This window comes from Pseudomonas sp. PDM17, assembly GCF_014851985.1.
In the GTDB taxonomy this organism is placed as follows: Bacteria; Pseudomonadota; Gammaproteobacteria; order Pseudomonadales; family Pseudomonadaceae; genus Pseudomonas.
The window spans coordinates 168851-179091 of the sequence record NZ_JACVAT010000011.1; the positions used below are offsets into that span (position 1 = coordinate 168851).

The 10241-nt window shown below is 65.9% G+C and carries 12 protein-coding genes; 3 read left to right on the forward strand and 9 right to left on the reverse strand.

Annotated elements, in window-relative coordinates; all coding sequences use genetic code 11:
- Window position 1: 1 nt before the first annotated feature.
- Genes IB256_RS29255 through IB256_RS29270 form a run of 4 tightly spaced genes read right to left on the reverse strand, consistent with a single transcriptional unit; the run spans window position 2 to window position 4173 of the window.
- On the reverse strand, window positions 2-1105 hold the full coding sequence (locus IB256_RS29255) for an agmatine deiminase family protein (RefSeq protein ID WP_192404882.1): 1104 nt from the start codon (window positions 1103-1105) through the stop codon (window positions 2-4).
- A 10-nt stretch (window positions 1106-1115) separates the two neighbouring features.
- A complete protein-coding gene (locus IB256_RS29260; protein WP_192404883.1) occupies window positions 1116-2213 on the reverse strand; it encodes an extracellular solute-binding protein in 1098 nt (365 codons plus the stop codon).
- Between the two features lie 2 nt (window positions 2214-2215).
- Window positions 2216-3118: an N-carbamoylputrescine amidase gene (gene aguB, locus IB256_RS29265; protein WP_192404884.1), complete on the reverse strand. Its 903-nt coding sequence runs from the start codon at window positions 3116-3118 to the stop codon at window positions 2216-2218.
- Window positions 3118-4173 carry an agmatine/peptidylarginine deiminase gene (locus tag IB256_RS29270; protein WP_192404885.1) on the reverse strand — a complete coding sequence of 352 codons (1056 nt, stop codon included), beginning with the start codon at window positions 4171-4173 and terminating at the stop codon, window positions 3118-3120. The genes aguB and IB256_RS29270 overlap by 1 nt, the downstream gene beginning before the upstream one ends.
- Window positions 4174-4306: 133 nt before the next feature.
- Between IB256_RS29270 and IB256_RS29275 the strand changes: the two genes are divergently transcribed.
- Window positions 4307-5179 (forward strand): LysR substrate-binding domain-containing protein, encoded by an 873-nt coding sequence (locus tag IB256_RS29275; RefSeq protein ID WP_192296101.1) that lies wholly within the window; start codon window positions 4307-4309, stop codon window positions 5177-5179.
- A 163-nt stretch (window positions 5180-5342) separates the two neighbouring features.
- Here IB256_RS29275 and IB256_RS29280 read toward each other — a convergent pair whose 3' ends face one another.
- Window positions 5343-5780 carry a helix-turn-helix domain-containing protein gene (locus IB256_RS29280; RefSeq protein ID WP_192296102.1) on the reverse strand — a complete coding sequence of 146 codons (438 nt, stop codon included), beginning with the start codon at window positions 5778-5780 and terminating at the stop codon, window positions 5343-5345.
- 107 nt (window positions 5781-5887) lie between these two features.
- Here IB256_RS29280 and IB256_RS29285 point away from each other — a divergent pair, with 107 nt between their 5' ends.
- Entirely contained in the window at window positions 5888-6478 is a 591-nt protein-coding gene (locus IB256_RS29285) for a flavodoxin family protein (RefSeq protein ID WP_192296103.1), read from the forward strand.
- Window positions 6475-6699 carry a DUF2798 domain-containing protein gene (locus IB256_RS29290; RefSeq protein WP_192296104.1) on the forward strand — a complete coding sequence of 75 codons (225 nt, stop codon included), beginning with the start codon at window positions 6475-6477 and terminating at the stop codon, window positions 6697-6699. The genes IB256_RS29285 and IB256_RS29290 overlap by 4 nt, the downstream gene beginning before the upstream one ends.
- Before the next feature lie 213 nt (window positions 6700-6912).
- Here IB256_RS29290 and IB256_RS29295 read toward each other — a convergent pair whose 3' ends face one another.
- From IB256_RS29295 to IB256_RS29310, 4 genes are all read right to left on the reverse strand, one after another.
- Window positions 6913-7329 carry a hypothetical protein gene (locus tag IB256_RS29295; protein WP_184596142.1) on the reverse strand — a complete coding sequence of 139 codons (417 nt, stop codon included), beginning with the start codon at window positions 7327-7329 and terminating at the stop codon, window positions 6913-6915.
- Window positions 7330-7604: 275 nt separating this feature from the next.
- The gene (locus IB256_RS29300; protein WP_151186944.1) at window positions 7605-8855 is read right to left on the reverse strand and encodes an OprD family porin; all 1251 of its coding nucleotides are present in this window, start codon (window positions 8853-8855) and stop codon (window positions 7605-7607) included.
- An 80-nt stretch (window positions 8856-8935) separates the two neighbouring features.
- Window positions 8936-9880: an electron transfer flavoprotein subunit alpha/FixB family protein gene (locus IB256_RS29305; protein ID WP_192404886.1), complete on the reverse strand. Its 945-nt coding sequence runs from the start codon at window positions 9878-9880 to the stop codon at window positions 8936-8938.
- Window positions 9880-10241: electron transfer flavoprotein subunit beta/FixA family protein (locus IB256_RS29310; RefSeq protein ID WP_412547978.1), on the reverse strand; the 362-nt coding region annotated here is incomplete at its 5' end. The genes IB256_RS29310 and IB256_RS29305, both read right to left, overlap by 1 nt.

A 10241-nucleotide genomic window follows, 5' to 3' on the forward strand; every position in this document is an offset into this window, starting at 1 on the left:
GTCACACCGCCGGCATCTGCAACGTCACGCAGTGGATGCCACCGCCCCCGGCGGCAATCGGGTCGATGTTCAGCTGCACGACCTCGCGATCCGGGTACAGCTCGCTGAGCAAGGCATGGCAATGCTCATCAGCCGTCGCATCACCGAACTTCGGCGCGATCACCCCGCCATTCACCGGCAGGTAGTTGATGTAGCCTGCCGCGAAGTCCGGGTTGTCGAGGTTGTAGGCGTTCGGCCTGGGGTTCATCGGCGGTGGCAGGCTGTGCAGTTCAAGCTTGCGACCATCGGCGTCGGTGGCGTTCTTCAGGATCTCCAGGTGCCGGCGGGTAACCTCGTAGTCGTAGGAACGCTTGTCATTGTCCAGGTTGACCACCACCACGCCCGGTTCGACGAAGCGCGCATAGAAGTCCACATGGGCATCGGTGATGTCCTTGCCGCGAATGCCCGGCAGCCAGATCACCTTGCGCAGCCCCAGCATGCGCTTGAGCTCCGCTTCGATACGCGGGCGCGTCCAGCCCGGGTTGCGGTTGTCGTTGAGCCAGCAGCTCTCGGTGAAGATGGCCGTGCCGTGGCCGTCCACCTCGATGCCGCCGCCCTCCCCGCACAGTTCGCTGACGAGGGCTTTGGCCTCCACGTCCTCGGCCAGCGCTGCCGACACTTCACGGTCGCGCTCGGCGTGCTGCTTGCCGCCCCAGCCGTTGAAATTGAAGTCGGCCAGCGCCAGGCCGCCCGGCGCATCATTGACCAGGAAGCAGCCGCCGTAGTCGCGCACCCAGATGTCATCCACCGGCACCGGCAGGAAGTCGATGTTCTGGCCAGCGCACGCGCGCTTGGCCTCGGCCTGCTGCTCCGGCCGGCAGAGCACCGTCACCGGCTGGAACTCGGCGATGGCGCGGGCCAGCCGCGCCACCGTGGCATTGACGTCCGGAGCGATGTCTTCCCAGACGTCCGGGCTCGCCGCGTAAGCAACGAACACCCGCTCCTGCTTGCGGTGCTCGTCGGGCATGTACCAGGGCTTCGCCGCCAGGGCGACGCGTCCCAAGCCGAGCCCGAGGCCCGTCGCCAGCGTCATGCCGGCGCCAAGCAGGTTCCTGCGTGTCATCATCTTCGCCTCCTCAACCACCGGTGCCGGTCTTGAAACTGGTCCAGGTGCGCATCCGCGAACGCATGTCGCGCTGCGGAATGTCCTTGCCGGGGAACAGCCGCGCGTAGGCCTTCTCATCAAGATAGATGTCCGGGTTGTCGCGCATGCTCGCCTCGACCATCGGCCGCGCCTTGGCGTTGGACGTCGGGTAGCCGGTGGCGTTGCTGATCGCCGCCATTACGCCCGGGCGCATCAGGTAGTTGATCAGTGCGTAGGCGTACTCGGGGTGCGGCGCATCGGCCGGGATGGCCATGGTGTCCATCCACACCGAAGTGCCTTCGCGCGGCACGCGGTACTCGAAGCGTTCGGGCTTCTTCGCCTCGTCGGCGGCGCGTTGCGACTGGATCACGTCGCCGCTGTAGCCCAGTGACAGGCACAGGTCGCCATTCACCAGCTGGGTCACCGGTTGCGACTGGAACTTGCGGATGTACGGGCGGATGCCATTGAGTACCGCCAGCGCATCGCTCAGGTCCTGCGGCTTGCCGCTGCGCGGGTCGCGGCCGAGGTAGTTGAGCACCACGGCGAGCACCTCGTCCGGCGAATCGATCATCGAGATGCCGCAGTCGGCGAAGTGCTTGGCCAGCTCGGGCTTGAACATCAGGTCGAGGCTGTTCACCGGTGCGCCGGGCATGCGCTGCTCGATCTTCGCCTGGTTGTAGGTCAGGCCGATGCTGCCCCAGGTGTAGGGCACCACCGCATGCCGCGAGTACGGGTACTTGGTCTGCAGGCTCTGCAGGCCCGGCTCGATATCGCCCAGGTGCTCCAGCTTGCTCTCGTCGAGCTTCTGCAGCGCACCGGCGCGCATCAGGCGCTCGGCCACGGTATCGCCGGGGAAGATCAGGTCGTAGCCGCTGTGCCCGGCCATCATCTTGGCCTCCAGCGTCTCGCTGCTGTCCATCACGTCGTAGATGACGCGGATGCCGGTTTCCCTGGTGAAGTTCGCCAGCGTGTCGGGGGCGAAGTAATCCGCCCAGTTGAACAGGCGCAGGACCTTCTCTTCGGCTGCGGCCGGTTGCAGGGTGCATGCCAGGGATAGCCCCAGAGCGCCAATCAGCAGGTGCTTGTTCATGGTCAGACTCCTTGCCAGCGCGGGTGCAGGTGGCGGCCGTCGAGGCCGAGCAGCGGGCCGTACATTTCCGGGCGGCGGTCGCGGTAGACGCCCCAGGTCAGGCGCTCCTCGCGGGCCAGGCCGAGGTCCAGCTCGCGTACCAGCACGGCGGCCTCGTTGCGCCGGGCCTCGGCCAGCAGCGCGCCCTTGTGGTCGGTAATGAAGGACGAGCCGTAGAAGCGCATCCGCAGCGCCTCATCGCTGGGCGCCACTTCCTCGCCGATGCGGTTGGCCGCCAGCACCGGCAGGAGGTTGGCGGCGGCGTGGCCGCGCTGGGCGGTCTGCCAGTGGTCGCGGGAATCCAGCTGTTCGGCGCCCGGCTCGGAGCCGATGGCGGTGGGGAACAGCAGCATCTCCGCACCTTGCAGTGCCAGGCAGCGGGCGGTCTCGGGGAACCACTGGTCCCAGCAGATGCCCACGCCGATGCGGCCGACGGCGGTGTCCCAGACGCGGAAGCCGGTGTCGCCGGGGCTGAAGTACTCCTTCTCCTGGTAGCCGATGGCGTTGGGGATGTGCGTCTTGCGGTACACGCCGAGCAGGCTGCCGTCGGCGTCGGCCACGGTGAGAGAGTTGAAGTAGGCGTTGCCAGCGCGCTCGAACCAGCTGATCGGCAGCACCACGTTGAGCTCCGCCGCCAGGTTGGCGAAGCGCTGTAGCAGCGGGCTGTCGTCATAAGGCTGGGCCAGGGCGAGGTGGGCGTGGTCCTGCTCGATGCAGAAGTACGGCGTGGCGAACAGCTCGGGCAGGAGGATCAGCTTCGCCCCCGCCGCTGCAGCCGCGCGCACGTGGCGCTCGGCTTCGGCAAGGTTGCGCGGCAGGTCCCAGCTGCAGGAGAACTGCAGGACAGCGACGGTCAGTTTGCTCATCACAGGCCCCCCAGCGGCCAGGCCGGCTGCTGCTGGGTAATGCAATGCACGCCGCCGCCACCGTGGGCCAGGTTGTTGATGCGCACCGGCACCACTTCGCGGCCGGGGAAGGCGCGGGCCAGTACCGCCGCGGCTTCGTCGTCGGCGGCGATGCCGTAGGCCGGCATGATCACCGCGCCATTGGCGAGGTAGAAGTTGGTGTAGGACGCGCAGAAGACTTCTGCTTCCGGGTCCACCGCCGCGCCGGCTTCGAACAGCTCGATCAGCTCGAAGGAACGGCCCTTGGCATCGGTGGCCAGCTCCAGCGCGCGACGGTTCTCGCGCGCCACTTCGGCGTAGGTGCTGGAAGCGTCGTGGGTCGCATCCACCAGCAGCACACCGGGGCGGGCGAAGGCGCACACGCCATCGACGTGGCCGTCGGTCATGTCACCGGTGACGTACTGCGGGTCTCCCGGCAGCCAGATGGTCTTGGTCACGCCGAGCAGGCAGCTGAAGATTTCCTCCATCTCGCGCTTGCTGACGCCAGGGTTGCGGTTGGGATTGAGCAGTACCGACTCGGTGGTGATCAGCGTGCCCTCGCCATCCACGTGGATCGCCCCGCCTTCGTTGGCCAGCGGCGTACCGAAGCAATCGAACCCGAGGTGGTTGAGGATGCGGCGGCCCAGGCCTTCGTCCAGGGTGTGCTCGGACTTGCCGCCCCAGGCGTTGAAGCGCCAGCTCACGCCGGCCACGCCGTGCTGCGGATGGCAGACGAAGGTCGGCCCGGAGTCGCGGCACCAGCTGTCGTCGATGGGCAGCGCCACCAACTCGACGTTGGCCCCGCACAGCTCGGCGGCGCGGGCCATGGCGGACGGGTCCACCACCAGCTTCACCGGCTCGAAGCGGGCGATGGCGTTGGCGACGCGGGCAAAGTCTTCCTGCACCTGCTCCAGGGTCACGTGCCAGCCGCCCTCCCAGAGTGGACGGTTATGCGGGAATGCCATCCAGGTCGCCGCGTGGTTGACCCATTCGGCAGGCATGCGCCAGCCGTTCTGCCTATCGTCGTTGCGATGCATACTCAAGCCTTTGGTAAGTAATTTTAATCGGAAGGAAAAGGTTCAGCGGCGCCTGATAACCATGCTAGGCCTGTAAAAATGTCAGAACAAACGATAGATTTTGCGCAAATCTGATTAGGCAGACTTATCGATCATGCTCAAACACTGGCCACCCCTGAATGCCCTGCGCGGCTTCGAAGCCGCCGCGCGCCTGGGCAGCTTCCACAAGGCCGCCGAGGAGCTGCACCTCACCCAGTCGGCCATCAGCCAGCAGATCCGCAGCCTGGAAAGCTTCGTCGAACAGCCGCTGTTCTACCGCTCCGGGCGCAAGGTGGCGCTGACCGACGCTGGCGCCGACCTGCTCAGCACCACGCAATCCATGCTCCAGCAACTGGCTGTAGGCATCCGCCGCCTGGACCAGTACCGCAAGCCCAACCAGCTGGTGGTCAACACCACCCCGGCCTTCGCCCGCCACTGGCTGGTGCCGCGCCTGGGCGACTTCCACGCCCGCCACCCGCAGATCGACCTCTGGCTGCTGACCACCGACGAAACCCCGGACATGGCCAGCCAGACCATCGACATCGCCGTGCGCGACGATCTCACCGCCCAGGCCGAATGTCGCTTCCGCGTGCTGCTGGAAGATCGCCTCTACCCGGCTTGCCATCCTTCGTTGCTGCAACAGCCGGGGCCAACGCGCACCACCCTGCACGGCGAACGGGAAATGGATTGGGCGCACTGGCAACTGCAGGGCGGCGCCGACGTTGGCCAGCGCAGCGAGGGCCTGAACTTCTCAGACCCCGGCCTGCTGCTGGATGCCGCCAGCCAGGGGCTGGGCGTTGCCCTGGTGAGCCGGCTGCTGGCCGGCGATGCCCGTAGCAATGGCCTGCTTGCCCCGCTCAGCGAGCAGACCGTGCGCGGGCCGAACTGGTCGCTGCTGGTACACCAGCAGAGCGAGCGCAATGCGCAGGCGGTAGGGTTCTGCGAGTGGCTGTTCGCCGCGCTGGGTGTCTCTCTGCAGGGCGGATAACCCGTTCCGGGTTATTCGCCCTACGAAATTGTAGGAGCCGGCCCTGCCCGCGATCCGCCGGCAGGGCCGGCGGTTGGCTGGGATCGCAAGCATGAACCGGGCATCCGCTCACAATTGCAAAGCATCCTGCCAGCCGATACCACCCTCTCCCCACTCAAATCCCTCAGACAGCACCCTTCCCCTTCCTCAACCGCCCCCGCTCCTTCTTCCCCTCCAGCGCACTCTCCCCCGCCACTTTCACCAGCTTCTGGAAAGTCGGACACTCGGCATGGCTGGGCGCCGGGCACGCCGCCGCATGGCGCAGCCCCCGGCTCATCGCCTGCAGACGCCTGATCGTCGCATCCAGCTCGTCCGCCTTGGCCGCCAGCATCTGCCGGTCGATGTTGGTTCCGCCGTCGCCGGCGAACATCGAGCGGATTTCCTCCAGGCTGAAACCGGCCGATTGCCCGAGGGTGATCAACGCCAGCTGGTCGAGAATCTGCGGCGCGAACTGGCGGCGAGCGCCGGGTCTGGCGAGCGAAACGATCAGCCCCTTCTCCTCGTAGAACCGCAGGGTCGATGCCGGCACGCCGGAGCGCCTGGCCACGTCAGCGATATCCATGGAACACCTCTTGACCTCAAGTTCGCTTGAACTTGTAGGTTCACGCCAAAGGCAGCCGGGGTCAATCCACGCGCGGCCTTCCCTTGCGTGCAACCTGCGGAGAAACCATGAAAACCATCGCCATCGTCTACCACAGCGCCAGCGGCCGTACCGAGCGCATCGCCCAGACCATCGCCAGCGGCGCCCGCAGTGTGCCCGGCTGCGAAGTGCACCTGCTCAAGGCGCAGGAGTTGATCGAGCAGCCGCAAGCGCTGCTCGCCTACCACGGCCTGATTCTGGGTTCGCCTACCTACCTGGGCGGCGTCTCGGCACCGCTGAAAGCCCTGATGGACGCCACCGGACCGCTCTGGCGCCAGCAGAAGTTGCGCGGCCGCCTCGCCGCCGGCTTCACCGTGTCGGCGCTGCCGGCGGGCGACAAGCAGTCCACATTGATCTCGCTGTTCACCTTCTGCATGCAGCACGGGATGCTCTGGGCCGGCAACCCGATCCTTCCCGAGCAGCACCTGGGCGTGCCCGCCGAGGAAGCCGCCAACCGCCTCGGCTCCTGGTCCGGGCTGATGGCCCAGGCGGACAAGACCGCCGCGGACTTCTGCCCCGGCGACCTGAAGACCGCCCGGCTGTTCGGCCAGTACTTCGCCGAAACCCTCGGCCGCCTGCACCAGCCGCAGGTCGAGCACGCGCAGGAGGCCCACGCATGATCGCCCGCCGCTACGGCCCGCTGCTGTTCGCGCTGATCCTGTCCTGCGTGATGACCTTGCTGGTCTCCGGCCTCTCCACCTGGCGCGCCGTCGGCCTGGCCCCGGCCTTCGCCCAGCTCTGGCTGGGCGCGTGGCTCGCCAGCTGGAGCATCGCCTTTCCGCTGGTGCTGGTCATCGCCCCGCTCACGCGCCGCCTCGTGGAGAGGCTGGTCCGCGCGTAGGAGCAGACTACGTCCGCGATGGACGTCAGCCGCCGCGAAATCTCAAGAATCTCGAACGTAGGATGGCGTGGAGCGCAGCGAGACCCATCGTCCCTGGGGCGCGCCGCAGCATGGGTATCGCTGCGCTCCACCCATCCTACAAACCGAGCTCCCTGCAGGAGCGGGCCATGCCCGCGATCGCGCGCCTGGCCCGCTCCTACACGAGGCTACCGATTACTGCCGAATCCCGTCGGTGAACCGGCAGAAGCCGTCACGCACCGCGCCCTCGGTGGTGTACATGCCACCCAGGGTGACAAAGACATAGCTTACCTTGGAGCCCGAGCCCGACTTTTCCACCACGACATTCAACGGTGCGTTGCGGCTGCTCAGGATCACGCCCTGGTAGGCGGAGATGGTGCCGCTCTTCTCGTCGGCGTTCTGGATGGTGAAGCCCTCCTTCACCAGCGTCTTCTGCGCCCGGTCGAAGACCTTGGCCACCGGCATGTCCAGCTGGACGTTGGAAGTGAAGGTCTTGCCGGCGATGAAGCCCCCTTCGGTATTGAAGTTGTCTTCGCACTGGTTGCCGGTCTTCTGGTGCGCACAGCCCTGCAACAGGGCGGCAGCGAGCAGAATCATCGTGACTCGTCGCATCATCGTTCCTTGATCTCGTGGGGCCGCCATCCCTGCGGGTCTACAGCGGCGAAAGAGTTTTATAAGCCGAGGGCGCAGGCCCTGACCAGACTTTTCCTCGCCCAGTGAGACAGCCAGCACGTAGGAAATATCCCCTCACTCGCTCAAGCACGGGCTTTCACGCCGTTCGTCCCGGAGTGTCGCGGAGGTGTACTCCGGGCCTACCTGCGCAGCGCCCGGAGATTCGTGGAGCGAAGCCTCCCAATTGCGATGGACCGGGAGGCTTCAGGTGGCACTTACCAGATCGGCAAGGTGTAGCTGACGATGAAGCGGGTTTCGTCCATGTCGTTGCCGAAGCTGCTGCGGAAGGTGCTGTTGCGCAGCTTGAAGCCGACGTTCTTCAGCGGGCCGCTCTGCACCAGGTAACCGACGTCGGTGTCGCGCTCCCACTCCTTGCCGTTGCCCTGCCCGTTCAGCAGGTCGATGTTGTCGCCGCGCAGGTAGCGGGTCATCAGGCTCAGGCCGGGCAGCCCGTAGGAGGCGAAGTTGAAGTCGTAGCGCAGTTGCCAGGAGCGTTCGTCCTTGTTGGCGAAGTCGCCGATCTGAACGTAGTTGACCAGGTACGGGTCGGTGCCGGACAGGTAGGCGAAGCCGGTGTCGCCAGACATGCGCTGCAGCCCGAGGCCGAACGCCTGGTTGCCGAGCTTGTAGGTGAACATGGCGTTGAGCGCGCGGTTGTCGACGTTGCTGCCGCCATCGTCGGTGGAGCGTGCCCAGCGGATGTCGGACTTCAGCGACTGGCCCTCGGCGATCGGCAGCGTGTGCACCAGGCTCACGTAGTGCTGGCGATAGAGGTCTTCGAGGTTGGCGTAGTGGTAGCTGGTGCTGAGCTGGTTGCTCCAGCGGTAGGTGCCGCCAGCGAGGTTGAAGCGGTCGCTGGTGAGGTGGCTGCCGGCAACGATGTTGCGCTTGTTGCCACGGGTCATCGACAGGTCTTCATCATTGGACGAATCGCGCTGCTTCACCTCGCGCAGCTGGCCGAGCTGCAGGTCGAGGTCGTCGAGTTCCTTCGACTCCACCAGCGCGCCCTGGAAGGTCTGCGGCAACAGGCGGGTGTCGTTGTACTGCACCACCGGCAGCTTGGGCAGCAGCGTGCCGACCTTCAGGGTGCTCTTGGAGACGCGCAGCTTGGCGGTCAGGCCGAGGTCGCTGTAGTCATCGGCAGCGCGTTTGTCGCTGGCGGAATACGGCAGCAGGCCGGAGCCGGAGCGATCCGGGCTGGAGTCGAGCTTCAGACCCAGCAGGCCAAGCGCATCGACGCCGACGCCAACGGTACCGTCGGTGTAGCCCGATTCGTAGCGCAGCAGGAAGCCCTGCGCCCATTCCTCGGATTTCGACTGAGCGGCGCCACTCTGGCGGTAGTCGCGGTTGAAGTAGAAGTTGCGAGTTTCGATGCTGGCCTTGCTGTCGGCGAGGAAATCGGCGTGGACGAACGGGGGCAGCAGCGCCAGTCCGGAGACCAGCACGGGGAGTCGACGAGTATTCATTGTTCTTGTTTCTTTCTACTTGAGGTGTTGGCAAAACGCCGGGCCGATGACGGCTGGCCCGGCCAGGGGAATGAGCGGGATCAGATAGTCCGTTCCAGCTCCGGTACGGCTTCGAACAGGTCAGCGACCAGGCCGTAGTCGGCAACCTGGAAGATCGGCGCCTCTTCGTCCTTGTTGATCGCCACGATCACTTTCGAGTCCTTCATGCCTGCCAGGTGCTGGATGGCGCCGGAAATACCAACGGCTACATACAGCTGCGGAGCGACGATCTTGCCGGTCTGGCCGACCTGCATGTCGTTCGGCACGAAGCCGGCGTCAACGGCAGCGCGGGAAGCGCCGACGGCGGCGCCCAGCTTGTCAGCCAGGGAGTAGAGGATGCTGAAGTTGTCGCCATTGCCCATGCCACGGCCGCCGGAAACGACGATCCTGGCAGCGGTCAGTTCCGGACGGTCGGACTTGGCCAGTTCTTCGCCCACGAAGGCGGACTTGCCAGCATCGGCCGGGCCGGAAACGGCTTCAACAGCGGCGGAGCCACCTTCGGCAGCCACGGCGTCGAAGCCGGTGCCACGCACGGTGATGACCTTGACGGCGGCCGAGGATTGCACGGTAGCGATGGCGTTACCGGCATAGATCGGACGCTTGAAGGTGTCGGCGCTGACCACTTCGATGATCTCGGAGATCTGGTCGACGTCCAGCAGAGCGGCGACGCGCGGCAGGAAGTTCTTGCCGTTGGCGGTGGCGGCGGCCAGCACATGGCTGTAGCCATTGCCGCCACTGCCTTTCACAAGAGCAGCGATCAGCGGAGCGACGTTCTCCGACAGCAGGTGAGCGTAGGCAGCGTTGTCGGCGACCAGCACCTTGGAAACACCGGCGATCTTGGCAGCGGCTTCAGCCACGCCACCGACGTTCTGGCCAGCGACCAGGACAGCGATGTCACCACCGATCTTCTGCGCGGCAGCGACAGTGTTCAGAGTGGCAGCGCCCAGTGCGCCGTTGTTGTGCTCAGCGATTACCAGGATAGCCATCAGATTACTTTCGCCTCGTTCTTCAGTTTCTCGACCAGTTCGGCAACGGACTTGACCTTGATGCCCGCGCTACGGGCAGCCGGAGCTTCGACTTTCACGGTCTTCACGGTGGAAGCGGTGGAAACACCCAGGGCGTCCGGGGTCACCACGTCCAGCGGCTTCTTCTTCGCCTTCATGATGTTCGGCAGCGACGCGTAGCGCGGCTCGTTCAGGCGCAGGTCGGTGGTGACGATGGCCGGCAGGTTCAGGGCAACGGTCTGCAGGCCGCCGTCGATTTCACGGGTGACGTTGACCTTGTCGCCAGCAACTTCGACCTTGGAGGCGAAGGTGCCCTGGGCGTAGCCGGTCAGCGCAGCCAGCA